This is a genomic window from Candidatus Binataceae bacterium (assembly GCA_035508495.1).
GTDB lineage: Bacteria > Desulfobacterota > Binatia > Binatales > Binataceae > JASHPB01.
Window position 1 is genome coordinate 18,961 of sequence record DATJMX010000021.1, and the last position, 26,968, is coordinate 45,928.

General features: G+C 58.3%; 21 protein-coding genes. 7 read left to right on the forward strand and 14 right to left on the reverse strand.

The window, feature by feature from the left end; all coding sequences use genetic code 11:
• The first annotated feature begins 27 nt into the window (after positions 1-27).
• From VMA09_06355 to VMA09_06365, 3 genes are read left to right on the forward strand one after another with little or no spacing between them, the layout of a single operon-like run.
• Positions 28-888 carry a glycosyltransferase family A protein gene (locus VMA09_06355; GenBank protein ID HUA33207.1) on the forward strand — a complete coding sequence of 287 codons (861 nt, stop codon included), beginning with the start codon at positions 28-30 and terminating at the stop codon, positions 886-888.
• A gap of 31 nt (positions 889-919) precedes the next feature.
• Entirely contained in the window at positions 920-2,152 is a 1,233-nt protein-coding gene (locus VMA09_06360; GenBank protein HUA33208.1) for a glycosyltransferase, read from the forward strand.
• A 15-nt stretch (positions 2,153-2,167) separates the two neighbouring features.
• Positions 2,168-2,971 carry a hypothetical protein gene (locus VMA09_06365; protein HUA33209.1) on the forward strand — a complete coding sequence of 268 codons (804 nt, stop codon included), beginning with the start codon at positions 2,168-2,170 and terminating at the stop codon, positions 2,969-2,971.
• Positions 2,972-3,044: 73 nt separating this feature from the next.
• Here VMA09_06365 and VMA09_06370 read toward each other — a convergent pair whose 3' ends face one another.
• From VMA09_06370 to VMA09_06405, 8 genes are all read right to left on the reverse strand, one after another.
• Positions 3,045-4,028, reverse strand: coding sequence for a sigma-54 dependent transcriptional regulator (locus VMA09_06370; GenBank protein HUA33210.1), 984 nt, complete (start codon positions 4,026-4,028; stop codon positions 3,045-3,047).
• A gap of 344 nt (positions 4,029-4,372) precedes the next feature.
• On the reverse strand, positions 4,373-5,230 hold the full coding sequence (locus VMA09_06375; protein ID HUA33211.1) for a hypothetical protein: 858 nt from the start codon (positions 5,228-5,230) through the stop codon (positions 4,373-4,375).
• A gap of 19 nt (positions 5,231-5,249) precedes the next feature.
• Positions 5,250-6,998, reverse strand: coding sequence for a hypothetical protein (locus tag VMA09_06380; protein ID HUA33212.1), 1,749 nt, complete (start codon positions 6,996-6,998; stop codon positions 5,250-5,252).
• A gap of 9 nt (positions 6,999-7,007) precedes the next feature.
• Positions 7,008-7,328, reverse strand: a complete 321-nt coding sequence (locus tag VMA09_06385; protein ID HUA33213.1) for a hypothetical protein — start codon at positions 7,326-7,328, stop codon at positions 7,008-7,010.
• The gene (locus VMA09_06390) at positions 7,325-7,903 is read right to left on the reverse strand and encodes an acyltransferase (GenBank protein HUA33214.1); all 579 of its coding nucleotides are present in this window, start codon (positions 7,901-7,903) and stop codon (positions 7,325-7,327) included. The genes VMA09_06385 and VMA09_06390 overlap by 4 nt, the downstream gene beginning before the upstream one ends.
• A 6-nt stretch (positions 7,904-7,909) precedes the next feature.
• Entirely contained in the window at positions 7,910-9,694 is a 1,785-nt protein-coding gene (locus tag VMA09_06395) for an HAD-IIIC family phosphatase (GenBank protein ID HUA33215.1), read from the reverse strand.
• Positions 9,695-9,699: 5 nt separating this feature from the next.
• Positions 9,700-10,638 (reverse strand): polysaccharide deacetylase family protein, encoded by a 939-nt coding sequence (locus VMA09_06400; protein HUA33216.1) that lies wholly within the window; start codon positions 10,636-10,638, stop codon positions 9,700-9,702.
• A gap of 505 nt (positions 10,639-11,143) precedes the next feature.
• A complete protein-coding gene (locus tag VMA09_06405) occupies positions 11,144-12,631 on the reverse strand; it encodes a trehalose-6-phosphate synthase (protein HUA33217.1) in 1,488 nt (495 codons plus the stop codon).
• Positions 12,632-12,781: 150 nt separating this feature from the next.
• On the opposite strand from VMA09_06405, the gene VMA09_06410 reads away from it, so the two are divergent.
• Positions 12,782-14,578 (forward strand): glycoside hydrolase family 15 protein, encoded by a 1,797-nt coding sequence (locus VMA09_06410; GenBank protein ID HUA33218.1) that lies wholly within the window; start codon positions 12,782-12,784, stop codon positions 14,576-14,578.
• A 16-nt stretch (positions 14,579-14,594) separates the two neighbouring features.
• Here VMA09_06410 and VMA09_06415 read toward each other — a convergent pair whose 3' ends face one another.
• The 4 genes from VMA09_06415 to VMA09_06430 all read right to left on the reverse strand — a co-directional run bounded on the left by VMA09_06415 (position 14,595) and on the right by VMA09_06430 (position 19,480).
• Entirely contained in the window at positions 14,595-15,824 is a 1,230-nt protein-coding gene (locus VMA09_06415) for a glycosyltransferase (protein HUA33219.1), read from the reverse strand.
• Entirely contained in the window at positions 15,808-16,515 is a 708-nt protein-coding gene (locus VMA09_06420) for a DUF5752 family protein (GenBank protein HUA33220.1), read from the reverse strand. The genes VMA09_06415 and VMA09_06420 overlap by 17 nt, the downstream gene beginning before the upstream one ends.
• Before the next feature lie 123 nt (positions 16,516-16,638).
• The gene (locus VMA09_06425; GenBank protein HUA33221.1) at positions 16,639-17,967 is read right to left on the reverse strand and encodes a kelch repeat-containing protein; all 1,329 of its coding nucleotides are present in this window, start codon (positions 17,965-17,967) and stop codon (positions 16,639-16,641) included.
• A 208-nt stretch (positions 17,968-18,175) separates the two neighbouring features.
• Complete coding sequence (locus VMA09_06430) at positions 18,176-19,480, reverse strand: MFS transporter (GenBank protein HUA33222.1); 1,305 nt, start codon at positions 19,478-19,480, stop codon at positions 18,176-18,178.
• Positions 19,481-19,820: 340 nt separating this feature from the next.
• Here VMA09_06430 and VMA09_06435 point away from each other — a divergent pair, with 340 nt between their 5' ends.
• Positions 19,821-21,704: an ABC transporter ATP-binding protein gene (locus VMA09_06435; protein HUA33223.1), complete on the forward strand. Its 1,884-nt coding sequence runs from the start codon at positions 19,821-19,823 to the stop codon at positions 21,702-21,704.
• A 321-nt stretch (positions 21,705-22,025) separates the two neighbouring features.
• On the opposite strand, the gene VMA09_06440 is transcribed toward VMA09_06435, so the two are convergent.
• Both VMA09_06440 and VMA09_06445 read right to left on the reverse strand, forming a co-directional pair.
• Positions 22,026-23,150, reverse strand: a complete 1,125-nt coding sequence (locus VMA09_06440; GenBank protein ID HUA33224.1) for a glycosyltransferase family 4 protein — start codon at positions 23,148-23,150, stop codon at positions 22,026-22,028.
• A gap of 157 nt (positions 23,151-23,307) precedes the next feature.
• Complete coding sequence (locus VMA09_06445; GenBank protein ID HUA33225.1) at positions 23,308-25,545, reverse strand: glycogen debranching N-terminal domain-containing protein; 2,238 nt, start codon at positions 25,543-25,545, stop codon at positions 23,308-23,310.
• 103 nt (positions 25,546-25,648) lie between these two features.
• Here VMA09_06445 and VMA09_06450 point away from each other — a divergent pair, with 103 nt between their 5' ends.
• Entirely contained in the window at positions 25,649-26,566 is a 918-nt protein-coding gene (locus tag VMA09_06450) for an alpha/beta fold hydrolase (GenBank protein HUA33226.1), read from the forward strand.
• Positions 26,563-26,946 carry a hypothetical protein gene (locus VMA09_06455; GenBank protein ID HUA33227.1) on the forward strand — a complete coding sequence of 128 codons (384 nt, stop codon included), beginning with the start codon at positions 26,563-26,565 and terminating at the stop codon, positions 26,944-26,946. Before VMA09_06450 ends, VMA09_06455 begins: the two co-directional genes overlap by 4 nt.
• The last annotated feature ends 22 nt before the right edge of the window (positions 26,947-26,968 follow it).

Genomic DNA, 26,968 nt, shown 5'->3' on the forward strand with positions numbered 1-26,968 from the left:
CTCTATTCGATGGTTTCAAGGAGCTGTATGGCGAGTTACGTGGCGATAACCCCTGCGAAGGATGAAGAGCGCTTGATGCCCGGCGTCATCGCTTCGATGTTATCTCAATCTCATCAAGCTGGACGATGGATAATTATTGACGACGGATCGACTGATGCGACTCCGCAGATCCTCGACCAAGCCGCACGCGATAACCCTTGGATCGAGGTGCACCACCTCGCCAAAGACCGTCCAAGGGCTGCCGGCGGAGAGTCCGTGATTATGCAATTCCTGCCGACTCGAGTGTGGAATGAATATGATTATATTCTCCGCTTGGATGCCGACCTTACGTTTGACAGCGAGATGGTCAGACAACTGATGCACGAATTCGAGGTGACACCCGATCTCGGTATCGCCGGAGCGATGCTGCTAGAACGAAATCCGGAAGGAATATGGCAAGAAGCCAAACAGCCTGGGTTTCACACCCGAGGTGCAGTGAAGCTCTACAGTCGTGGATGCTTTGAGGCGATCGATGGCTTGGATGCGGGACTGGGGTGGGATACGTTAGACGAGATTCGAGCGATGATGCATGGGTATACCACCCATTCCTTCCCATATATTCAAGCTCGACATCATCGCACCCAGGGAACCGCCGACGGGATCGTCAAGGGCCGCCTCGCCGCGGGCCGCGCGGCCTACAGGATTGGCTATTCACCGATATTCATGTTCGCCCGGTCGTTGTGGAGATCCGTACATCCGCCATTCGTACTAGGCGGGCTGGCGCTTCTCGCAGGATATTGCGAAGGCTACATCCGCGGCCTACCCAAAGCGGTAACTCCGGATGTCGAGAGCTTCGTCAGGCGGCAGCAGCGGTTACGCCTACTTGGCAAACAGTCGGTCTGGAACTGATTCCTGTCGGTCGATTTTCAGAGAGGTATGTATGGCTCGGATCGTGATGATCGCTTACACGCACTACGCGGTTGACGCCAGAGTTAAGCGGCATGCTCAAGCATTGGCCGATCGCGGAGATTCGATAGATGTAATCTGTCTGACCAATCAGCAAGACGGGAACTGCAACGGCGTTAATGTTATTGGATTGAGAATTCCCCGCTATCGCGGAAGCAGTTCAATATCTTACATACTTAGTTATCTGTGGTTCTTCGCCGCCGCAGCCTGGAAGGCGCTTCTCCTGGCCTTTCAGCGGCGCTATGACGTCGCGATAGTCTGTTCGATGCCAGATGCGGTAGTCTTGTGCGCTCTTCCGCTGAAACTCTTAGGCACAAAAGTCGTGCTCGATGTTCACGACACGATGCCCGAGTTGTTTCAGGATAAGTTTCCCGGCTGGTTGGGCCGTACGGGGGCTTTTCTATTGAAGTTCGAAGAGCGATTCAGTGCGTTGTGTGCCGACCGGATTGTCGCTGTGCACGAGTTGCATCGGCGCAGGCTAGAGGCGACGGGAATTAAGCGCAGGAAGTTAGTGGTGGTGCTCAATGCGCCGGATCGCCGGATCTTCCAAGCGGAGACCTGCGCAACAGTTCCCGAGCGGCGAGGCGCCTTTGTTATAGTCTGCCATGGCACTATTGCAAGGCGCCTTGGAGTCGATCTGGCGCTGAACGCGTTGGCGCTCACAGGTGATCGGATTCCGGAGGCTCGCTTACTTCTGATTGGATCGGGTGACTACCTACCGGAAGCAAGGCGGCTCATTGATCAGTTGAATTTGCGCGATCGCGTAGAGCTCTTGCAGCCGATGCCACTAGAACAGCTGCCAGCGGTGCTTCGGCAAGCATCAGTAGGTCTGATCCCAAATCTCGCAAGCAGCGCAACGCGTCTTATGCTCCCCGTTAAGCTCATGGAGTATGCGGCGCTGAATATTCCTATCGTGGCGGCTCGTCTTGAGACGGTCGAACACTATTTCGGAGAGGATGCCATCAGATTTTTTGAACCGAACGACGCCGCCGACCTGGCTCGTGCGCTGGAGGAAGCACGTTCGGACGAAAGTGGAAACGCCCGTCGGGCCAGGAACGCCGGCCGAATTCTGGAAGACATAAGTTGGGACCGGCAGAGGAAGAATTACCTCACAACTATTGACGCGCTGTGCGGTTCGAATGTGACGCTCCCTATTGATCTCGGAGTCGAGAACCGGCGACAGCGACTTCAACATAAGAGTTCTTAAAGGAAGGAGCAAAAAGTGATCAAAGGTACTACTCTCGTAATTGGCTTGGGCGAGGTTGGAGGGGCGCTTGCGCAGGTGCTGGAAAGATCCCAGCGAATCGTGAGACATGATATCCAGCCGGTCGAAATCAATGAAGAAATCGGGGTGGCTCATCTCTGCTTTCCTTTTCACTCGTCAGAGCAATATGAAACCACGGCCATCGACTACCTTCGGCGATTTTCCCCAAAGCTCGCCGTGATCAACAGTACGGTTACGCCAGGCACAACGCGCAGAATTGCGGCGGCAACGTCTATACCCACGGCCTTCAGTCCGGTCAGAGGCAAACACGTGCAGATGACGCAGGATCTGGTTCGATACTGCAAGTTCGTCGCAGCACCTGATATTGCGACCGCCCGTGCGGCAGAAGAGCATTTCGAACAAGCGGGCATGAAGACGCGCCGCATCAATGGGGTGGATGCGCTGGAAATGGCGAAACTGGCGGAGACGACGTACTTCGGAGTTTTGATCGCTTACGCACAGGAGCTCAATCGCTACTGCGAAAAGGTCGGTGGAGACTACTACGAATTGACGAATTTCTTTGATGAGATCGAGTTCTTACCGCGAGTTCGATATTTCCCGGGTTTTATCGGCGGTCATTGCGTTATTCCAAATATCAATTTGATGCTAAAAGTTGCTCCATCGCCAATTCTGCAGGCGGTACTCGACTCCAACGAAAGACGAGCGGCGGAGGTCGCGGGCAAAGATCAAGCTCAAAAGCCCTTGCAACGAGTTGCTATCAGCTCGCCCGGTGATAGTGGAAAGACGTTGGCTGCGAGGTGAGCAGCGACGTGGCGCCCAATATGGTATCCGCAATGCGAACCAAACCAACTGGTCGCAGTCGTGGCGATTGGCACTATTCGCGGTCGTCCGAGTTCTGGTGACCGCGATACTTTTCCAGCCGATTATAGAGGGTCTTGAGGCTGACTCCGAGAATCTCCGATGCGCGTACTTTGTTGCCTTGCACAGCGTTAAGGGTTCGCAAGATCAACTCGCGCTCTGCCTCTCCGAGGGACGCACCGAGACGAACTTCGATGTCGCCGTCCCTTGGAGCGCGATGCAAGACGTCGGAGGGCAGGTCTCGGATAGTTATGACCGGAGGCGTTGCAACAACCATCGCCCTCTGGATGACATTGCGAAGTTGCCTGACATTGCCGGGCCAATCGTAAGCCATCAACGCGCTGAGGCACTCGTCGTCAACTTTGGCTGGCGAAAGGCGATCGCGTCGAGCAAACAAGGTCATAAAGTGGGCGATGAGCGCCGGCAGATCCTCGAGGCGATGCCGCAAGGGCGGGATTTCTACCGTGAAGACATTCAATCGATAGAACAGGTCCCCACGAAATTTACCTTCGCGAATGGTCTGACGAAGGTCGCGGTTAGTCGCTGCCAGAACCCGCACGTCGAGAGGTATCTCGGCGGTGCCACCGAGACGCCGGACACGCCGGTCCTCTAACACGCGGAGCAATTTCGCTTGAGCGTCAATTCGCATTTCAGCGATTTCGTCGAGAAGGATGGTGCCGCCGCGCGCGATTTCGAAGCAGCCCAGGCGTCGAGAATCTGCTCCCGTGAACGCTCCTCGCTCATGACCAAAGAGTTCGCTTTCTATCAGCGTCTCAGGGAGCGTCGCGCAGTTGATGGCGACGTAGGGGCCGCTGCGTCGTGGCGAGAGTTCATGAATCGTACGCGCAGCTATCTCTTTGCCGGTACCGCTTTCGCCAGTCAGAATCGCGGGCGCATTGCACGGAGCCAGTATCTCCAATGCGGAACAGACCTGGCGCATCGAGTTGGAGCTTCCCACCAATACCCTTGTTCCGACAGTGGACATAGAGTGGCCGGGCATCGAACGACTCTCGGGGCCTGCGATCGGTACCCTCAGAATACGATCTCTGCTGATCAAAAGTTTCGTGTCCAAGAGCGGCCCTCCAGCAAGTGTTCGCGAAGCGTCATCTCTCGCCGGGGAGCGCCGACGAATAAAGGATCAGCGTGGAAGATAAGGATCTGCACTGCCCCATCGTCGTGCGGGGGCTTGCCCGGACGCACGAGTACGGGCGCGGCCAGTCTCGCCCCTGCCAGGTCCTGCTCGGTTTGACGAACGCGAGAGCAGAAGCGTTTACAAAGAGCCTGACCTACTTTCCTGTACCGACTTAACTTCCTTGCGAATAAGCTCGGCGTTCCACGGAGGATTTAGAAATAGGCATTGGGCATTTCGCGAGCCTTCCGGCTCCGACGTGCCCACGGGTGATCGAATAAGTGTAGCAGGTAGATTTGATCGATCCAGCGCGCGTTTTTTAATATTCGCCTGGAACGCAGAAAGCGGTATTGCTCGATCTTGCGCAATTCGTTGCGCTTGTTAAAGTCTCCAATTGCCAGCAACTCTCCCGCCCATGAATTGTAAGTCGGTAGAACTACGTCGTCAAAATAAAGAATGGGTAAATATATATACTTAGCCGAATCCGGATCACTCAATATGGATAGCGCATCGATAGTCGATGAATAGTAATCGAGATCGAATGCGGCGAATCCCAGGGGCGCCTTCCTTATCGGGACATCAGCTAGAAACGTGGGCACAGTTTCCTTTACGGGGCCCAAGATAAGTTGACAATTGGAAGGAAGCCGAGATCGCAGTCTATCATGGTCCATCGGATAATCGCCAACCTGGAACTCCTCGGGATGATCCCGGTAGTCTGAAGGAGCTGGCATCCCGGAACCGCTGTCGAAACCCACAACTTGCATACCAATGCCGGTAACATCAGTGACTCGCTGAGAGAGTTCGCAGAGATTGAGGAGACCTTCGCCTGCGGCCACCCCGAATTCGACGATCGTTATACTCTCGAGGTTCTGCTCGATGGCCTGATCAGCCGCCGCGAGCACACCATATGCGTAATGAACACGCTGAATCAAATCAAAGTTTATTTTGCTGCGTAGCGATCCGCACGCCGCCATCACCAATGACGCTAAATTCAGATGAATCGGCTCGGTCATCCTTTCACGCAGAATGCGGTATCGAGCAGTTGGGCGGTGGAGAATTTTATTCAGTAGCATCGGACCTTACTTCCAATCGCTAAGACGAGAATAACCGGACTGCGCCCCGCGACAATGCCCTTAACCTCTCGCTCCGAGCAAGGCAGTTGTCGCGAAGTTCAGATAAATAGCGACGTGCTGTGATAGATAGGTTAAAACCTGAATCAACGCCTTCTGTCTGGCTGCCGTCGAGTGTGCGCACGATCTGAATGCGAACTTCGCCACCCGAAGGCAGAGTGATCTTTGAGATTAGGGACTCATCCGTCACTTCGTACGGGACTCCAAGATCGTCCGCGCGTACATCGCGTACTGAATCTTTGGATCCAGCGGCGCGCGAGAAGATGAAACTGATTTGCGTCTCGTACGGATTGCGGAGCAGAAAAGAGTCGGTAAAACTCCGGACACGAGCTGAGTCGTCGCCACATCGCTGGTACAGACCAGAGGTTGTTAAAGCCTGCTTGAGCGGTGCCCACTGAAGGCGCGGTTCCAATCGTTTGAGTGTTTCAACGAAAGCACAAAGGTCAGTATAGCCATTCTTGAAAATATCATGATGAGCGGCTACCAGCGCAGGTTTGCCAAGAAAGAGATCAAGCGCGAAGGAAAACACTGCTGTTGGATAGTGCCGGCCGAAAAGCGGAAGCCCCTCAGCCTCAATCGCTGGAGATAGGAAATCTCTGAGGGTAAGGTAGTCGGAACCTGCATCGGTTGGCAATAAAGTAGTATTGACTGCGGCGATGAATCCTGCGCCGCCCAACGCCGTCAACGACGCCCTAGAGAAGACACCCTGGGGGAATACCATTACACGATCGGCGACTAGCCCTGTCCCCGAATCGTGCGCCCGAATACGCTGGAGCGCTCTCGAGACCTTCCGACTTAGTGTGCCTTCGTCGGTAATACCGAATTCCCCATCGGTGTGATCGCATCCATGCACGCAGATCGAGAGCCTCGATGGATTGCGCTTGTAGAGGTCCGTAACGCGCCTATCGCTCCGGCGGTAATTCCAAGGAATGAAAGCTAGTGTGCTTGCGAAATCGTATTGCTGTAGCGACTCCAACAATGCTTCGTGCGACAGAAACCCGTAGCGTGGCCGCAGCAGGGGATCATCAATAATCAGTGTCGCGCGTGGAAAAGGATTCTCCCAACAGGCCGATCCAAACACGTGTTTGGCGAAAATCAGAAATGGAAGCAGGTTGGGAAGGGAGTCATGGAGGGCATCGCAGCGAGAAATGTTCAAGTCGAGATCCGTGATCGACTGGCCAGCGCACAGAAAGAGTTCGGACAGCAGTCCCTCTCTCTTGAGGTAGTAGGGGCGATTGTCGGCGAAGAGCAAATTGACTAGGCTGCCTCCCGGCGCCGCGCTCTCGAAAACAGGCCGACGGCGGTCTGCGCTAGCCGTGAAGGTGAGCCCCGCGAGCTGGCGGCAAAGCTTGTTGTCAGCAAAATCGTGCCTCACCGTGCCGCCGGGCAGTTCTGAGATCCGTGCGATCGCACCGTCAGTCAGTTGGCAAAGTATTTCCCTCTCGCTTTGATCGGTGAAACCATAGACAAACGCCGCGCTAAATGTCTGAAGTAGCGAGGTTGCGCTCGCTCCCATCCTGAGCGCGATTGACGCAAGTGTCCGGCTGTGTATTGCGATCGCTGCGTTCCGGCCAACGCAAGGATCAGTGACGAAGGCGTCTGCCGTGGTGACGATACGTGTTGGAATACCAGAGAATCGAGCAAGCTTAGCGATGCGATGACCAAACTCAGTCGTTCTTTCGAGGTCGAGGGTTACCAGGTGCGTCAGCATATTCGTAGGTTACTGCTGTGCAAAGAGTCTGCGTTGCAGAGCCTCAATCAAACTACCCATCGAACGCAAATCCTCAGCAGGGAAGTCAAGCGCGTCGTCGGAGCCAGTCAAGGAGATTTCCCGGCCCAATGAGTCACTCAATTCATCTTCGACGAAGACCAACAGGTTAACAATGGACAAGGAATCGAGTTCGGTTCCGTCATCGAGTAATCGAGTGTCGCGACTCTTTGCTAAGCGTTGTGATTCGGGCAGAAGCTCATTAACCTTCTCTATGGCGCGAAGGACCGCAGCTTCGATTTGAGAACCGGCTTCCGTCTGATGAGGAGTCATTCGTTAGCACACTCCTTGTTACTGCTGTTTAGAGTTCCTGCGTTCTGGCCGGGCGACGATAACGAGCGTCTGACAGGCCGCAGCCCGCGGAAAAACGACATGTATGAGGAAGCCGTCGCCAGCGGAATGGCGGCCGTCGCTATTACCTCGGCGCGCGCAGGTTTTACGAATGCTCGGTCGGGCAGATCACTTGTGACTATTGAGCCAGCCCCAACTACCGCGCCTTCGCCGATCGTCAACGTACGTCCATTGACGGTGCTGATTAGCGAGCATGCGCCGATCCAGGCATCCCTCTTTATTACGATCCTGCCAGGTCCTCGGAGATGAGCAAGGATCACGGAGCGCAACGCGATCTCGACGTTGTCTCCGATTTCGATCGCTTCCGGATATTCGTTTTCGATATATACTTCATCGCCTATGAAAACGTTGCGGCCGACTTTTACCCCTCGCCAGCGATGAAACATCGGGCGAATGGATTTACTGCCAGGCAGGCTCTGCGCCAAAACGTGAAGGACACGATTCGATATCCTTCGAAACAGCGGTTTCCGCTGAGTCGTCACCGTCGTCTGTTTCACTGCAGCTCATCCTTCGTTCGAGGTTTCTGGAGCATGTTGTTTTGCAGAAAAGGTCAAGATCGATGAGTTACGATCCGGAGTTGAAGAGTCCTTCTGAACACACTGCCATCTCAAAGATATGCATTGTGGATAGCTCTGCGGTTTGTTCAATTCGAGTGAATATACTCGGCCACCAGGGTCCTCCATCATGCCACTGGCTTTGAGGAACGTAAGGCCTGGCGAATTCCGCGAAGTCGGTATAAATTCCGCGGAAAGGATAGAGGAACCCGCTGCGCGCGCACGCTCGGCGAGAGCGCACAACATGGCTTGTTCGACTTTGCGGCCCATCACGCGGCAACTGAGTACAAAGTCCGCCAATTCGCAGCGGCGATTAACACGGTCGAATGCCAGACTGCCGATTCCAACCAGACCGTAGTCGCCAAAACGATCCGATACGCGAAAGACCAATGTCAGATGCTCCGGATCTTCCGCCCATAGTGAAAGTTCCGACGCCGAGAGTCGACGCGTCCGGAGGTTCATCTGGTTCGTTTTATTCAAGAGCTGCGCGGTCCGCTGCAAATTCGATTGATTGAGCTCTTCAGCAACGATCGTCAAGTCGAGACTACTGAGCCAATCATCGAGCGACAGGCTAACATCGCGAGTTTGACGGCGCTCTCTCTCCGACCCATACATCTTGGCTCGATTGCGATCCTCGGCGCTCACTGCCGGCGCGTCGAAACAGTCCAGGGCGCGCAGGGCGGAAGGATAGAGCAATGGATTCTCTGGCCAATCGGGCACGTATACTTCAGGAAGGGTGCTTCGGATTCGGTCACGTTCGACGGGATTGTCGTCAACGAAGACGACTGCCTCGAGACCGAGGTGCAGCTCTGCGGCGAGCGCGGCTATGTTCTCGGCTTTGTCATCCCAGTTGATACGCCATCCCGCAAAATCATCCGGTCGGAGTATCATTTCAGGATGCGAGCGGATCGCCTCCAGGGCGATTGCTTCCTCGTTCTTGCTCGCGATACCAAGCAGAATGCCGCGGTTGGTCAGAGCCTTCAGAGCGATCTGAAAGTCGCGATAGGCTTCGCCCTTGTGATCGTGTCCACCTAAGTGGAGTTGCTGCCAACCGACATCACCGACGATGCCGCCCCAAATAGTATTGTCGAGGTCAAGAATCAGAAGCTTCTTCGCTCGTCCGCGCAGGCCTTTCAAGGCGCTCGCGAAGTCACGTGCTGCTTCACTGAATACCGCCGTCGAATATGGCGTCTTTGCCAAGTACCACAGCCGGGGATCGAAGGTCTTGCCGGCACCGGCCGCCAGCCAGCGCGAGGAATCGAATAGATGAATGCGTGAGTCATTGGCGATACCGTCTGTGAGACGCAGATTCATTCGCATGAGCAGTCTGGCCACGCCGAATATCTCATCCATGTCAAGCAATCCGCGACGGGTGTCGAATTGCTGAAGGGGCGAAAAAGTCGGAACGAATATATACCGCACGTGTGAAGGAATCCGCGATAACGAAGCCGCGTACATATCGACATCGTGCAAAACAGAGTTAGTATCTGTTGCGTCGAAATCGCGAATGCGTTGGTAGGTAGTCGAAATTCCATTCGGCGACGCCCAAACGATTGCACCCGTCAAGTTCGAAGACCATTCGGCGCGATCAGCCGAGAGCAAGGTTTGCAGTAACTGTCCGTACGGTGCGCAAGTTGGATGAATCGATGAATCCTTGTCCAGTAAACGACCCAGATTCTGGACATTGAAATCCGACAATAGAAGAAAAGGTTCTCGCACTCCGTGAACTTCCACCACTCTCACCCCAATTTGGTCATCGAATGGTCGGGCATTTCGCTGGGGGTGCATGAATTATCGAGGTGGTCGTCGAGCGGAATCGAATGCCGGCGAGCTCCGCTCCTGAGCGTGTTCAGCCAGGAAATGAGGTATGCTTTCAATTGAATCGACCAAGGGACCCAATTGTAAGCGCCGACGAGCTTCAGACGAAATTCGAGGCTCCAATCGTCCGGATCGGCGCGTATTCTACCCAGCACGAAATTGTCGCAGCTACTAACGAGTGTGCTCATATATACGTGCCGGTACCCAGCTTGCTGACACAGTTCGAGGATGCGTTGGTCGGCGGCGCCAAAGGGAGGACAAAAGAGCAATACGTCGGTATCCAGGAGGTTCCGAAGTCTTTTGTGCGATTCGGAAAGCTCGACTAAGGCATCGGCATTCGACAGAGTTGTGAGTCTTGGGTGCGTCAGCGTGTGCGACCCGATGGTTATCAGGCTCGAACGAAGCTGTCGGAGTTCCGTTTCCGATACGATTCGATCGTCAACTTCACCTAAACTGTCGCCCAGGCGGCCGGCGATTGCGAAGATCGTGCAGGGAATCTTACGTTTCACGAGTTCAGGCACTGCATTGTCCGCGAAGCTTTTCCAAGCATCATCTGCGGTGACGAAGACGGCGTTGATCCCAGGCTTGAGATCGAGGAGCTTGTCAGCCCCGACGGGTAGAGCGGTCCGCTGTAGAATATCCATCTGCTTGCTGAATTGCGCGACTTCCGCTGCAAGAACCTGATGATAGAAGATGCCGACGACCGTGCCTGGCGATTTGACGCCAAACATCCGAGCAAAGAGCCACCAAACCTTCGTAATCAGGTAAACGCAGATCGAAACGGCGAGTTTGATCGATCGAACGACGGGACGCCGTGGGTACGGTGGCATTTCCGTCTGCTTCTGCACTTGCGAGGTCATATAGGCTCAGTCGCTAACGGCTGAAACTCCGTCGGGTAGGCGGTCGAAGTACAGCGCATTCGAAGCACGGTGTGAGACAGCAATCTAAATGCCACGCAAAAGAACGCGAAAATGGTCGAAAATCCGCGAATTCAAGAGACTGATTTGAAAGACCGAAATCGGAAGTGTGAAGTTATAACCTTGGCATTGTAGAAACTACATTCCGGGCGAAGGGTATTGGGGGCTTAATAATGGTTCGCGTGCCGGTCAACGTTTGAAACGATTCAATAGGTGCGAGATCGGCCGGATAAGACGAGTAAGCACGCACTGCATTCCCAGGCCCACTAGAATTGCGCCTTATGAGCCAGCGGCATCTGACATTCCTTTCGGCAAAGTCGACTCCGGCGGGTGCTCGGTACGGCGATGGACTTGCGAGCGGGGAAGTGGGCAAGACTTGGACGCTCCTTACAACCCGCTGCCCAAGTTCACCGCGCCCAAGAGAGGCCGTAAGGTAAGATCGCGACGATCAATTACGCGAGAGCGGGAGCGCGCTTTCAACACCATCTTCCTTCAGGAGCGTGGAGAGAAACAAGTTCGACCATGCGGTTAGATTGTTTTGATTTATGTTCGCGAGCATTACGCGGAAGCGCGCGCGCCTTTCTTCGCTAGTCATTTCGACTGCCGCACGAATACCTTCCGCAATCTGGTCGATGTCATACGGATTGACCAGCAGCGCCGAGGTCAACTCTTGAGCCGCGCCGGCAAACTCACTGAGTATCAGCACTTTCGTATCGTCCGTCTGAGCAGCCACGAATTCCTTCGCCACGAGGTTCATGCCGTCTCGAAGCGGCGTGATCAGAGCAATATCGGACGCCTGATAGTAAGCAGCGAGTTCTTCGGCGGGAAATTGCGTGTACAGGTAGCGGATAGGTACCCAGCCATCCGACGAAAAACGTCCCACGACACGTCCGACCAGCTCATCGATCTGTTTTTTAAGGGCGGCGTATTCGGCGACCTTCGTTCGCGATGGCACCGCCACAAGTACAAGAGTTACTCGCTTTCGATACGTAGGATTGAGTTCAAGAAAGCGCTCGAAACCCAGCAGCCGCTCTGCGATACCCTTGGTATAGTCGAGCCGATCAACTCCGAGAACGACGATCGGAGTTCGCAGAGCTTTACGGATACGCCGTGCACGCGATTTCACAGCAGCGGAACTGGCGAGCTCATGAAAGTAGTCATTTGGAATACCCAATGGAAATGAACCAACGCGAGTGATCCCCGAATCGTGGTGGATCACTCCGGCATTACGGTCCACGTCGAATTTCAATATTTTCTCGCAGCAGTCGAGAAAATGCTTTACATAGGTCGGCGTATGAAAGCCGATTAGTCCGCTGCCAAGCATTCCCACGAGCAGTTGAGAGCGCCAGGGAAAAACCCGAAAAACCTGTTCAGGGGGCCAGGGAACGTGCCAGAACAGGCCAACGGGGAGCGAGGGGTTGCGTTCACGCAGCAGGCTCGGCACCAACGCCAGGTGAAAATCCTGCACCCACACGAAGTCGTAGTTTGATGCTTCTGCTTCGGCGATTTTCGCAAAGAGTCGATTCACATGACAGTATGAGCTCCATTGCGCGCCATCGAAACTGCAATTGAGCGTCATGTAATGCATAAGCGGCCAGAGCGCGCGATTGCACATTCCATAGTAGTAATTTGAAATGTCGCGCTCGCTCAGCCGCGGGAAGACCATCGCAAATCGCGGATTTGCGGGCGGCATCAACAGCCGTCCGGGAGTCTTTTGTCCTCCCGACCAGGCGATCCACATCCCGCCGTAGGTCTCGAGCAGTTTCAGGAATGTCGAACCGACACCGCCCACGGTTGCTTCGATTCGTTCGCGGCCGCCTTCATTTATAAGGCGTATCGGCGCCCGATTCGACATCACAAGCAAGCGCCCTCCGTTTGTGGCGGAAGGCGCTCGCGTACTTTCGAACTGCTCTTCGTCGGTTCTCAGTTCACTCATCAAAACTGGCGCATCGGGGAAGGTGATGCATTATCGGGCGAAGCTTATGCGAGCTATTAAAAGTCTCGTCCAGCCGCGCGGTGAGCGCAATGTTGGCCCCGGAAATCCTGCCTCCGCATCATCACGCGCCTATCTGCTATTTTTAATGTGATGGGCAAGCGAATCGAAAACTACGCGCTGATTGGGAATACCCGGACGGCCGCTCTCGTTGGGCGTGACGGCTCAATCGATTGGCTATGTCTTCCGCGCTTTGATTCTGGTGCGTGCTTTGCCGCCTTGCTCGGTGATGAGCGCAACGGGCGATGGCTGATTGAGCCGACGATCGAGTTGCGCGAGACCAAGCGCCGTTATCGCGGTCAGACGCTCGTGCTCGAGAGCGAGTTGCGGACCCAATCGGGGACCGCTGTACTGACCGACTTCATGCCCGTAGCGAGACAAAGTGGGCAGGTCGATATCGTTCGCATCATACGCGGGATCTCCGGCCGCGTGCCGATGCGAATGGCGATCACGCTGCGCTTCGATTACGGACGCACGATTCCCTGGCTTCGGCGGCGCGACTACGGCTTCAGCGCGATTGCCGGCCCAAATGCAGTGCGGCTCCGATGCGACCTCGATCTGAAGGGGCAGGACTTCGAGACGGTCGCTGAGTTCGAAGTCGCCGAAGGTCAAACCGTGCCGATGGTGCTGACCTGGTATCCGTCGAATGAAAACGACCCTGATGCGATAGATCCGGCCGCGGCATTAGAGCAGACGCTGGAAGTATGGGAGGGATGGTCAGCTCGTTGTGCCTCGCAATCAAACTGGCGCGATCCCGTCATGCGCTCGCTGCTCACTCTGAAAGCCCTGACCTATCAGCCTACGGGCGGGATCATTGCCGCACCGACGACTTCCTTGCCCGAAAAGCTCGGTGGCGTGCGCAACTGGGACTATAGATACTGTTGGCTGCGCGACTCGACGATGACGCTCTACGCTCTCTTGATTAGCGGATACGTCGAAGAGGCCCATGCGTGGCGCGAATGGTTGCTGCGCGCGATCGCAGGGCATCCGCAGGACACTCAAATCATGTACGCGCTGGCGGGTGAGCGTGATCTGCCGGAGCTCGAGCTGCCGTGGCTCGCGGGCTACGAAGCAAGCCGTCCGGTGCGGATTGGCAACGCGGCACACGAACAGTTTCAACTCGATGTTTTCGGCGAGGTGCTCGATTCACTCTACCTCGGACGCAAGGCCGGCCTCGAACCGAACGAGGATGCATGGCGTTTGCAGGCGGAGCTGACTGATTTCGTCGCGTCGGCGTGGCAGCAACCGGATGATGGTATCTGGGAGGTGCGCGGTCCGCGCCAGCATTTCACGCATTCCAAGCTGATGGCATGGGTCGCAGTGGACCGGTCGATCAAAATGATCGAAAGATTTCGTTCGTCAGGCGAAGCATCGAAATGGAAGGGATTGCGCGACCAGATCCGCGATGAGATTTGCGCGCGCGGCTTCGACGCGGAGCGCAACAGCTTCGTGCAGCACTATGGATCGCGCGAACTCGATGCGTCGCTCCTCATGATCCCGATGGTCGGATTCCTGCCGGCTTCAGATCCGCGTGTGGCGGGAACCGTGAAGGCGATTCAAGAGGAGCTCGTCTACGACGGTCTCGTCATGCGCTACTCCAGTGAGAAAGGAATCGATGGTTTGCCCGCCGGCGAAGGCGCTTTTCTGGCGTGCAGTTTTTGGCTCGCAGATAACCTGGCGCTTGCGCATCGCGGGTCGGAGGCACGCGCGATGTTCGAGCGCTTGCTCGATTTGCGCAATGACGTTGGATTGCTGGCCGAGCAATACGATCCGGTCGACAAGCGCCAACTTGGAAATTTTCCGCAGGCCTTCACTCATGTCGCGCTGGTCAACACCGCACACAATCTTGGACTGAGCGACGGCCCGGCTAAAGACCGGGCCAACTGCTGAAGCCTTCGCGTCCTGCTCACAAGAAGACGATGTCGTCTTCCTTGTTGTCATTTGCGTAGATGAACGCGAGCAGGTAGTCGCGCATGTGCCGTGTCAGCAGGAAGCTGTTGCGCACATGATTGTGCCCGTTCTCGCCGAGACGCCGCGCATATTCAGGCGCCGACAATAGCTGCTTAATCCAGAACGCCGTGCCTTCGACCGTGTGGGTGAGGATTCCGGAGTAGCGATGCGTGATCTGCAGCGGGATTCCGCCGACCGCGCCGGCGATCACCGGCTTCCATTTCCAAAGCGCTTCGGAGACGGTCAGGCCGAAGCCTTCCCTGAGCGACTTCTGCAGGATGACCGCCGATGCGCGCTGGATGGCGTTGATCTCGAGGTTCGCATCGGGGGGCAGATCGAGGATATGCACGTCAGGGTCGCTGCCCGCCGCTTCGCGGACCTCGCGCAGAACTTCGGCGCCCTCGGGATCGTCGGTTGCCGAGCCGCCGGCCAGGATCAACTGACAGTCAACGCGGCGCCGCGCAATCTGCCATGCCTTCACGACTCCCACGGGATCCTTCAGCCGGTCGAAGCGCGAAACCTGCGTCACGATTGGCTTATCGTTGCGAATCCCGAGCCGCGTCAGGATCGTTTCGACTTCGCCCGTGCTGAGAGGGCGATTCTTGTCCGACAACGGATCGATCGACGGCGCGATCAGCACCTGCGGCAGATCCATCGTGCGTGCGAACTGCGGGGCGGAAAAAACGCTCAAGTCGTAGCGCTGAACGAGAGGCGCGATAAATTCCCAGGCGCTCGGCGCCGGTGCCGAGACGTCGATATGGCATCGCCACAGCCAGCGCCCGCCCAGATCGTCGCGCGCGCGAATCAGTCCGGCCGGCTGCGGATCGTGGATGAACATCAAATCCGCATCGAGGTTGAGATTCTGTAAATTATGCGCGGTGACGTTGTTGTAAATCCCATGGTCGGCAGCGGTGAACTGGTGCGGTGTGCCGTGCAGCGCGTTGTGCAGATGCTTGGTCAGGGCGAAAAATTCCTCGGTGCCGCTGATGACTTCCCAGCGCGCCTTGAGGCCGACTTCGTTCAGGAGTGGAATCAGGCGGTTGAGAATCTCGGCGACGCCGCCGCCGCTGCGCGTCGAATTGACGTTGACCACACGCTTGCCGGCGAGCCGTTCGCCCAGCAGACGCAGCTCCGCGACGACGCCCTCGCCGACGATCGGAACGTAGTCTTCAAGCACTCCTGCCATCGCGCTGCTCCAGGCGGCGGTTGACCAGTGCAATCATGCGCTGGCGCAAACCTTCTTCGGTGTGCGTGTACGGGTCGACGTTGCGTAATGCCTCGGCCAGTTCACGTTCGCCGAGCGTGGTTTCCAACCATCGCGAAAAATCATTATCCGCCAAGTCCAAACGCAGCCGCGCGTCGAACATGTGGTAGGCGATCGAACCGAGCGACACGTGCTTCAACGCCTCACCAAACTCCTTGAGGTTCGACGCGCGCACGTCGGTCGGCAGGACGAAGGAGACCGAGCGCATGAAATGAAATTCCTGGCCCGGGGGAGCGACGCGAACGTTGTCGGCGCTGTCGAGAAAGCGCTGGATGGTTTCAACCAGGGCGTCGCGCAGATCGTGAATCGTCGAAAATCGCAGCACATCGATCGCCGCAAGCTCTTCGCCGAGCCGCTGTTCGAGCAACACGTTCGTCGTCCAGTAGGCGAAATCGTTGGGCGGCTCGGGCGACAGATGCTGATGCTGTTCGAGGTAGTGATGGGTGTGATGATAGATCACCGAGCCGGGGACGGTGCGCAGATTTTCGACCATCTGGGCGAGGTCGCGCGCGCGTCTGCCGGTAAGCAGGGTCAGATTCAGCCGCGAGCAGAATTTGAAAACGCCGGCGTCCTTCGCGGGAGCTTTTTCAGCTGATCGTTCACCTTGTGCCATGAGAAATCTCGCGCGGAAGCGCACGATCATCGTGCGCGGGCCTCTCCGGGGAAGATTGTCCCGTCCGCGCATGTTCTCTGCAACTCGCTAGGCTCGGCGCGGACGAATGATACGAAAAGCGCTTCAGGGTGAGCTTGTTGCTGCTGACGTCGGAGTGGCCGTTAGCGTCGGCGTCGAAGTTCCGGTGGCGCTCGCTGTAGCTGTAGCGGTCGAAGTCGCAGTGATGGTCGGGGTTGGCGTTGCCGAGGCGCGTGGCGATTCGGTGATGGTCGGCGTCGCGGAGATGGTCGGTGACGCCGTCGGAGTTGCGCTCGCCGTCGCGGTCACGGTGGGAGAAGCAGTCGCCGTCGCAGTCGCGGTGGCGGTCGGAGTCGGGGTGGCGGTAGGCGTGGGTTTCAACCACGACACGGGCCACTTCACCTCGAGCAGGACCGCGGTCTGTCCGGCGCGCTTCTGGAGCATGTCGCCGGTCGCAACGAATGTGCGCCTGGACGGGTCGTACAGTTCGGCGCTTTCCATCGGCCGATACTTCTGGTTCCATCCGCCGGCGATCAGCACCTTGCCGTCGGGAAGAAGCGTGGCGCTGTGTCCGAAACGGCTCTCTTTCATCGGCACCGTCGCCACGAAACGGTTCTTGATCCGATCGAACAGCTCGGCCGAAGCATCCGCGTTTCCGCCCGCGATTAAAATCTGGCCGTCGTTGAGCACAGTTGCGGAATGGCCCGCGCGTGGCTGCTTCATGCTCGGGCCGGGGCGGAAAATGCCGCTGTGCGGATCGTAAATCTCCGTCGTGTTGAGCGGAGCGCTGCGCGCGTATTCGCTGCCGCCGGCAATGAGCACGCTCCCGTCTTTGAGCAGCGTTGCGGAATGGTAGATGCGGTTGCGCGACATCTTGCCAGTCGCTGTAAACTTCCTGGTTTTGGGGTCGTAGATTTCTGCCTCGCGCGCGCCGCCTCCGGTGATCAGAACCTTGCCATTAGCGAGCAGAGTCGCGGTCTGACCGTAGCGGCCGGCAATAGGGTCGCCGACGGCTACGAACTTGTTTGCGGTTGGATCGTAGATCTCGGCGCTGTCCGCGCCGCCACCCACGATGAGCACCGCGCCGTCATTAAGCAGCGTCGCAGTAGGCTCGTCGCGAGCAGCGGTCATGTCGGCGGCGCGTGTGAAAACGCCCTTGGCCGGATCGAAGAGTTCGGTTGAGCGAAGAATCCACGGCATCACCGGTCCGGGAAACGCGGCGAGCGGAACAAGGATCGTATCGACGCCGCCAACGATCAGGATCTCACCGTTCGCGAGCTTGACCGCGCTGTCGCGATCGCGCGGACCCGTCATCGAAACGATCGGCAGAAATTTTCCGAGATCGGCGTTGTAGATTTCGGCGGTTTCCAATACTGCCGGACCTTCGCCCGTCGGAGCGATACTCACAATCCCGGTGCCGCCTGCGATGAGCACTACTGGTGTGAGTGACGCGGTAGGTGTCGGCGAAGGAGTAACGGTCGCGGTCGCATGAACTCCGCGGCTGTGACGCAAATGGCGGTGCTCGCTCGCGTGTGCGCGCGCACACAAAGCGAGCGTCAGGCTCAATGCGCCGAACGCCACGCTCCTCGCGAGCCGGCCAGTCGCGGCCCTCTTCGCGCTGATAATCACAGTTTAGTCCGCGTTACTTGCCGTCATGTCTGCGAGCGTTCTGTGCGGCAATCCACTCGTCTTCCTTAGCTGCGACTTCGAGCGGCAGGCCGCGAGTTTCAGTGATGAAGGCGGCGAACAGCGCCGCGCTCGGAAAACCCAGCATCGCGAAATATCCGATGACGCGCGTGAGACCGCCGAGCGGCACGACCAGCGTCGCGATCAAAATCTGCGCGAGCATCGAAAAGACCGCCGCCGTGATCCCCTGCCATCCGATCATCGTCGTGCGCAGTGAGACCGGGAAAAGTTCGGTTGCCGCGGAGTTAGCGCCGACGGTCATCACTCCCGACGCGAGCTTGAACCAGCAATACGCGGCGAGCATCCAGAGAAATGGCAGCGTCATGCTGCGCGGCGGCCCGAGATAAAATGCCAACGCGCCGAGCCATGCCGCGCCTCCTACCCATGCGACAGTGGGCACGCGTCCGAAGCGCTCCGATGTCCACGCGCCGATCGGAAATCCCACCATTCCGACGACCATCCCCGCGACGACCAACGTGCTGGCGCGCTGGGGAGAGAGGCCCATTACCGAGACCGCTTCGAAGTAGAGCCAGCCGTTTACCGCCGTGCCGGCGATGGTGTCGAGCGCGGCGCAGGCGAGGAGCGTCAGCGCTCTCAGCCGATAGATGGGATGGAAGACGTCATAAAACCGCGACGCCGAGGTGGGAGTGCTCGAGGCCGAGCGCGCCCATCGGTCTTCGATGGGCAGCATCCGCGCGACAGGAAATGCGAGCGCGATCCCGCCGACGCATGGCGCGAGCAGCCATCGCCACGAATATCCAAACTGCAAAAGAAAGGGGATCACGATGTAGCTGAGCACACCGCCGATCGCGCTCGCGAGTGCGGCGAAAGCTTGTCCGGCAGCGCGCCGCTCGGACGGGAGCTCTTCCGCGAGCAACACGATCGCCGACGATACCGAGCCTCCAAGCAGCGCGGAAATCAGGATCTCGAACAGGGCAAAAAGGGCGGGCGTGTGTACGAGTCCCGCGCCAACGGCGAACATGGGCGCGATATAAAGACTCAGCAGAATGATGCGGCGCCGGCCGACGCGATCGGCAAGGCGCGCGAGAATGAGCGAGCCAAACGCCGACACCGACATCCACGCAAACAATTTCGCGAGCTGCGTTTCATCGAGCGCGAAACTCTTGGCGATCCACGGTGAGGCTACGCCGACGATCGAAAGGCTGTAACCCTGGTAAATGAGCAGCAGAACGATCGCCGCGATGATCGTCGAGGCGGACGCGGCACTGCTCGCCTCAAGCTTGACAACCGGTTGACGCAAGTTCGCCTCGCACTCGGCGTGTTTTCGCTGGACGTTCGAGGCCATCCCGAATCGCTTTTTGAAAAAATCCGAAGAGCCCCTTTGTAGCGTTTAGCGTGCCAACCGGACTCCGAACCTTCTGCCCGGCGAAGAGGCAGAACCATATGGTGCAATCGGGCTTTGGCGATATCGGGTAGCTGCTCGACGATATCGTATATGAGCTCTCAGAAGCTGCGAGAAATAATCGCAAGCCGCGTGGTTCGACGCGCTTCTGCGCGAGGCACACGGCTTGCGTTTATCGCCCTTCAACCGCACTCGACGTTCTCAATCTTTTTTCGAGACCCGGAGGGTCGAGGTTGTCATGGATTCCGACAGCGTAAATTTTTCAGACCACTCTCCTTTGATGCGCTTCCTGTCATTCATCAGGCCGCATCTGCGACTGGTGATTGGCGCGGCGTTGATGGGTGTGGGCAAATTCGCTTTGCCGCTCGCGTTCCCGCTCGCCTTTAAATACATCGTTGACGTTCTGCTCTCGGCGCATCCCCATCTAGATGGCATCAACCGGACGATCGACGGATGGTGTATCGCGCTCGCGCACGTTGTTCATCTCGGAGTGTCGGCGCCGGGCAAGCTCGCGGCGATCAGCATCGCGATGATCGCGCTGTACGTGATCCAGTCGGTCGCCAGCTACTACCGCAACTACTGGGCTGGTCTCGCGGGTAATCGGCTGATTTTCGAGCTTCAGTGCAAACTCTTCTCGCATCTTCAGCGGCTGCCGCATTCGTTCTTCGATCGTAATCCTTCGGGATCGATCGTTTCACGGGTGCTCAATGACGTTGCAAAGGCGCACGAGCTTGTGGATTCCGCGCTGATCGACGTCTGGATGGATGCGGTGTCGCTGGTCCTCGTCGTGGTCGCGCTGTTCGCACTCGACTGGAAACTCGCGCTGATCGCACTTTGTATTGCGCCTGTTTGGGTCGGCTTCATGCGCTACTTCTCACCGCGAATCAAAGCGGTCAGCCATAGCATGCAGCGCGCGACTGAACTTATCTCGGGCGAAGTGCACGAGCGGGTGGTGGGCGTGGCAACGGTCAAAGCGTTCGTGCGCGAGGACTACGAAGTCGATCAGTTCCGCGAACGAAATCGCGAACTCTACGATCGCACGATCGACAAGGTGCGGCTGGCAGCGCGGCAGGAGATGCTGATCCAGCTCTTCACGCGCACGGCGCCGACGATCGTTATCTGGGCCGGTGCCGCGATGGTGATGCACGGTTCGACGACGCTCGGCACCATGATCGCGTTCTTCTCCTACCTGGGATTCCTGTACTTGCCGCTCGAGCGCTTCACCCAGCTTTCGGTTATCGTCTCGTCCTCGCTCGCAGCGATCGAACGGATCTTCGACTTCGTTGACCTCAGGCCCGAAGTCACCGACCATCCGCTCGCTCGACCTTTCGCAGTGCGCCGCGGCTCGGTGCGGTTTGAGAACGCAACCTTTTCGTATGCGCCGTACAACGGGCAGCCGCGTCGCGATGTGCTCAAGGGAATCGATCTGAACATTCCGGGTGGATTCAAGGTGGCGCTGGTGGGACGGTCCGGCGCCGGCAAGACGACGCTCGCGAATCTTATCCCGCGCTTCTACGATGCGACCGGCGGGCGCGTGCTGCTCGATGGGCGCGACGTTCGCCACTATACGCTCAAATCGTTACGCGCCAGCGTGAGTATCGTGGCGCAGGACGCGCTGCTGTTCAGCGTCAGTCTGCGTGACAACCTGCTCTATGCGCGCCCTGACGCGACGGACGAGATGCTGATGCAGGCGCTCGACCTGGCCAATCTGCGCGAGTTTACAGAAAACCTGCCGAATGGCCTCGATACGGTGATCGGCGAGCGCGGCGTGAAGGTTTCAGGCGGCCAGCGTCAACGCATCGCAATTGCACGCGCGTTCCTGAAGGATTCCAAGGTCGTCATTCTCGACGAAGCAACCTCGGCGGTCGACTCGGAGTCGGAGAACCTCATCCACGACGCGATGGAGCGCCTGATCGAAGGCCGCACGGTCTTCCTGATCGCGCATCGTCTGCGCAGCGCGGTAAACGCCGATCTCGTTGTGTCGCTCGATCACGGCGAGGTGATGGAAGTCGGCACGCATGCAGATCTGCTCCGGCGCGGCGGAACATATGCGCATCTGTACCACGAGCAGGTCCGCGGCCTGTCCCTGGCGACGCCGGGCCTACAGCGCGCCGCGCAGTAGATTACGAATTCCAAAAGCAGAGCGGCGCCGCGATCAAGAGATCGCGGCGCCGTCTTTTTTTGAACGAAGCTGGGCGACGGAGCGCTCTGAAACAAACCTTGCCCGCAACGCTCCGTGGGGTCGCCTGGAACTCGGCCTGTGTCCACGCCCCGGGTGAGGGTGCTGGGTCGGGAGGATGCAGCAACGCCCGTTGCTCAGATTCTGCCAAGCTGCGAGCGCTGCACCCTCACCCGCGCGTCACGGCGCTTGCGAAAAAGAATCGCATCCGCCGCGCCGCGCGACCTCTCTCTCCGCGCGGACGAGGTTATTGCAAAGAAATGTTTAGCTGGCGCGGACTTCCGTTCCTTCCAACGCTGGGATGCTGGAGACCGGGCGATTTGCGTCGATCAGCTTGTGGTACACGGCTTCGTAGCCTTCGACCATATGCTCGACCGAGAAGCGCTGTTCGAATTCCTGGCGGCAGCGCTCGCGCGAGAGCGATTCCAGTTTCTTCACCGCGGCGACGAGGTCATCGACTTCGCTCGCCATGAAGCCTGTCACACCAGGCTGCAGCACCTCGGGAACCGAACCGCAGGGACGCGCTACTACGGGCGTGCCGCACGCGAGGGCTTCGATCATCGCAAGGCCGAACGGCTCGGGCCAATCGATCGTGAAGAGAAGTCCCAGCGCATTGCCGAGGAATTCGCTCTTCTGCGGATCGTTGATCTCGCCGATATATTCGACGAAGGGGCCCTCGATGAGCGGCTTGATCTTTTGTTGATAGTACTCGCGATCGACGGCGTCGACTTTAGCGGCGATCTTCAGCGGTATGCCGGCGCGCTTCGCAACTTCAATGGCGAGGTCGGGGCGCTTCTCCGGCGATATCCGCCCGATAAACGCGAGGTACTTGCCCTGGTTCGGGTTAAATTGCAGCAGGTCGCGCGGCAGGCCATGGCTCACCGTGGCGACCCAGTTCATGTCCTTCAGCGGTTGGCGCTGCGAGTCGCTGATCGAAACCAGCGGCGCCTCGGGGAAGCGGCGATAAACGGTGTGCAGGTCTTCAATATCGAGCCGGCCGTGCATCGTCGAGACGGTGGGCACGCCGCTCATCCGCGCAAAGGGAAATACCCAATAATCAATATGTGAATGAATTACATCAAAGCGCTCGCGCGCTGTGCTGAACACGTCGGTCAGCATCGGAAGCTGCAGCGACATCCCGAGGTCGGGCTTGCCGAGCAGGCGCAGCGCCTGTTCGCATCCCGGAACAAGCTTCGCCGATGTCTTGGAGTCACCGGACGCGAACAACGTGACATCATGGCCGCGCCGCACCAGTTCCTCGGTGATGTAGGAAACCACCCGCTCGGTGCCGCCGTACAACTTCGGCGGCACGCGCTCATAAAGCGGTCCTACCTGGGCGATACGCAGACGGCGGCCGTTCAAGCTCGTGCCATAGTCATTTTTTTCCAAACTTTCTCTCCCCGGACACTGCGAGAGAGCGGCGCGTGCGCTTCGGTGAGTCGCATGCGCATGCATTCAGGTGCGACGCCGCGCAATCGAAATAATATCTCTACCAATGATTAACGCAGCGCCGCACAGCGAGCGCAAGTTCGAGTGGGATTTGCGCTCACTTGAGGACTTCGACGGTGACGTCGCCACGCCTTTCGAGGATTCCGATCGACGCGCCCTCTGGAACGCGCCGGACGATTAACGAAACGGCGCCGTCGCCGACCTTGAGGTTTTCGATCTTCAGCCAATCGAGCCATTCCGGCATCGTCGGCGAATCCATGACGAGCTTCGAATCGAAAGCGCGAATCTCCATCCCGAGCATCGCGCGCAGAATCATGAAGATTGATGCCGCTGACCAGGCCTGCGGATGGCATGCGACGGGATAGGGCACCGGGCCGAGACGCTCATCGCGCGGAAATCCGCAGAACAGCTCGGGCAGGCTGCCGGTGCCGAGATAATCCGCGGCCTGGCGCAGGCCATTTAAGATGCGCGCGACGCCGCGTCGTCCTTTGATCCGCGCGAGACCTGCGGCGACGATCGCGTTATCGTGTGGCCATAATGAGCCGTTGTGATAGCTCATCGGATTGTAGCGGCGCTCGCGGCCGCTGAGGGTCCGCACGCCCCATCCAGTGAACATCTCCTCGCTGATCAGGCGCTCGGCCAGCGCTTCGGCGTGATTGCGCTCGAGGAGGCCGGTCGCCAGGCAATGCCCGGCGTTCGAGGTCATCACACGGCACGGCTTGCGATCGCCGTCTAGTGCGAGGGCAACGATGCGCTCATCATCGAGCCAGAAATCGCGCGCGAAGCTCTCCTTGAGCGAGGCGGCGCGTTCGGTGAGCTTGTCCGCGAGATCATGAAAATTGAGACGCCGCGCCACATCGGCGAGCGATGTGTATGCGGCATAGACGTAGCCCTGCACCTCGCAGAGCGCGATCGGCGCGCGTGCCAGTGAGCCGTCAGCGTGCGAAATGCCGTCGAAGGAGTCTTTCCAGCCTTGGTTGGCGAGGCCGCGCGGTGTCTCGCGGATGTACGTGACGTAAGGATCGCCGTCGCGCTTGCCCCACTTCTCGATCCATTCGATTCCGCGCTCGACGTTGCTCCAGAGCTGCTCTGCCAGTTTTAGATCGCCGGTCGCGGCGACGTAGCTGCCGAGCAGCCAGAGAAATAGCGGCGTCGAATCGACACTGCCGTAGTAGCGGCCGAAGGGCACCTCGCCGATTGCGGCCAGTTCGCCGCCGCGGATCTCATGAACGATTTTGCCGGGCTGCTCGTCGCGGCGTTGATTTACTTCGGTGCCCTGCAACTTCGCCAGCGTCGTGAGCGTTCCCTCGGCGAGCGCAGGATTGAAGGGCAGGGCGAAGAGCGCGGTCAGGATACTGTCGCGGCCGAACAGCGTCGCAAACCAAGGCACGCCCGCCATCATGAACATCTCGTCGGGCGCGAAGCGGACGAGCGAAGTCAGGTCGGCTGAAGATCGGCGCAGGAGCGAATCCAGCGACTCGTTGCTCGCCGAGATCGCCGTCCACTCGGCGTCCAACCGCGCGATTTCGGAGCGGCGCTGCGCGAGCGCCTCGTCGAACTGAACCGGATGCGCGCTCAATGCGCCGTCACTCTCGGCGGCATCAGCGATAATTCGAATCTCCAGTTCCTTCTGCTCTCCAGGTTGGAGCGTCAGAAGGTATGAAGCATGGCCGGTGTCGAGCGATTCCGGAGTATCCTCGAAAACGACGCGCGTATGCCGCTTCACCTTATCGAGGCCCTGATATTCGTATTCGACGGTTCGGCCCGTGGACGTGGGAATAAAATGCTGACCGAGGCTGTTGCGCCGGTAGCCGCGCACTTCAAAGAGATCGGCGAAATCGACGCCGAAGACAAAATCGAGCGGAACTTCGATCGGAACCTCAGCAAAGCTGCGCACGAGGACCTTATGAAATAACGCGGCGCCCGCGATCGCCCAGTTGCGTTCGATCTGTAGCGAGCTGCGCGGCAGATCGATCGATTCGCCGCGCACGCCCAGGTCGGGATTGCTGAGGTTGATCCGAAGCTGCGCGTTCTCACGGCTCGCATATGAGTTCAGAAAGTATGGGACTTCGCCCGCGATCCGCATCTCGAAACGGCTGAGATAGCGCGTATCACGATGGAAAAAGCCAAGCGGCTCATCCGGCGTCTCGAGGATGTCGCCACCGCCTTCGAACACGGCGAAGCTCTCGCCGTTGGCGAGCACGCGCGTCGCGCGCCGCGACGTCAGCGACGAGGCGCGCACGTAAAAGCTCGACCCAACCTTGATTACGGTGCGGGACTCCTCGTCGGAGCCTCGCCCCTTCAACATCAGCGTCTCCGAGTTTTGTCCTTTCACGCGCAAACTCCTTCCGTCCATGATCGGACCAATGTTGGGTGACATCCAGTGCGGCCGCGTCACCTTTTGAGTCGCTGCCGCGGTGCGGTTAGATTCGTCGCATATGAATGAGAAGCCGCAGTGGTTGCGCGACATCTTTCCGTTCGAGCAGAAATCGATCGTTGTCAACGGCCGCAGGATGGCCTACGTCGATGAGGGACCGCGCGATGCGCGCCCGGTGCTGCTCCTGCACGGCAATCCGACATGGGGATTTCTCTATCGCAACTTTATCAAGCCGCTCACTGGTGCCGGCTATCGGGTGCTCGCGCCGGATTGTATCGGCGCCGGATACTCGGACCATCCGCGTATCGATGCGCAGCTCACGCTCGCGCATCACATTGCCGATATGGTGTCGTTCATCGATCAGCTCGAGCTGAGGGGCTTCGTCGTCGTCGGGCAGGATTGGGCCGGGCCTCAAGGCGTGGGCGCCGCGCTTCAGCGGCTCAACAACCTCGCGGCGCTGGTGCTGATGAATACGTGGCTCTTCACCGACTATGTCGGCAAGTTTCACAAATCACCGCTGCCCTGGACGACGTGGCATGCGCCGCTTATCGGGCAGCTTCTGATGAAGCGCTTCAAGGTGCTTTCGCATGCCGGTCCATCGGCGATCACGAAACGCGGCATGAGCGACGCCGAGAAACGTGCTTATCACCACGTCTTCGATGAGTCCGAGTCCGACAGTGTCGTGCTGACATGGCCGCGCACGATTCCGTTGCGTAATGGCGATCGCGGCTGGGCCGACATCGAGATGATCCAGGGCCGCTTGGGCGAGCTTGCTCACACGCCGGCGCTGCTCCTGTGGGCGCCCGGTGACAACGTGTTTCCGATTGAGTACGCCAATCGGATGAAGGAGCTGCTGCCGCATGCCGAGGGACCAATTCTTTTCGATCGCGCCGCGCATTTTCTGCAAGATGATCGCGGTCCCGATCTCGTCGCGGCAATCATTCCCTTTTTGAATCGCGTCGTGGGGAGCCGTCTATGAAATTCATCACGCCCGATGCGCAGGATCTGGCCGGGCTGCGCGCCGACCCTCTTCTCTGGGAGCAGGAGCTCGACGTGCGGCCTGAAGTTGCCGAATCGATCGAGCGCGCGGTCGGCAAACGCGCAGGGCGCGTTTACTGGCGCTCCGCCAACGAGCACTTGTACGCGCTCGAGCTCGCGGACCTCGGCCGCGGCCGTCCTTCTATGGCGATGGTCTATGGTTTCTGGAGCCGCTACGAGCCACGTCCGCCCGAGGCCGAAATCGACGCTGACCTGATCGACTTCTGCCTTTGGGTTGCGGATGCTTCCGACGGTCTCGATCCGGCGCACGTGGCGCAGGTGCTCACCTTCGCGGGACGTCCGGCCAAGTGGCCGAAGTAACTGGAAGAAGAGGGTTGCCAAT